The organism is Butyrivibrio sp. DSM 10294, assembly GCF_028539135.1.
Classification (GTDB): domain Bacteria; phylum Bacillota; class Clostridia; order Lachnospirales; family Lachnospiraceae; genus Butyrivibrio.
This window is the reverse complement of the sequence record NZ_JANSWL010000063.1, coordinates 1-585: the sequence shown is the minus strand read 5'-3', so window position 1 is coordinate 585 and position 585 is coordinate 1. Positions and strand designations below refer to the sequence as shown.

Below are 585 nucleotides of genomic sequence, written 5' to 3'. Positions count from 1 at the left end.
TCATTAAAGCCTCTCGAAGAAAAGGTTCTTTCTGAATTCGGATGTCAGAAATTCATCTACTGCAGCGATGCAGGACTTGGATCCGAGAAGATAAGAAACTACAACCACATGGGACAAAGAGCTTTCATTGTAACTCAGTCCATAAAGAAGCTTAAAGCCGAAGATAAAGAATGGGCTTTGAACGGTACAGGATTTAAACGAGTATCGGACGATATTCCTGTAGACATATCAAAACTCCCCGATGATGATACAGGCCTTTACTACAAAGAGGAGCCGTATACTCCAAAGACTCTTCATCAGCGCCTCATAGTGACTTATTCACCCAGGTTTGCTAAATATCAGAAAGCTGTTCGAGATGCCCAAGTGGATCGGGCACAGAAACTGATTGATTCCGGTTCCATTAAAAGGAATAGAAAGAATCCTACTGATCCGGCAAGATTTATAGGAAAGATTGCAGTTACTGACAGTGGCGAAGCTGCAAGCATTCACAACTATCTCGATACAGATAAGGTTGAACAGGAAGCGCTTTATGATGGTCTCTATGCAGTATCAACAGACCTTCTTGACGATCCTGTTGGAGACATC

Annotated in this window: 1 pseudogene; it reads left to right on the top strand. The window is 42.4% G+C overall.

The window, feature by feature from the left end:
• Positions 1-585, top strand: a pseudogene (locus tag NXH67_RS06470) (IS1634 family transposase); the annotation flags it as partial.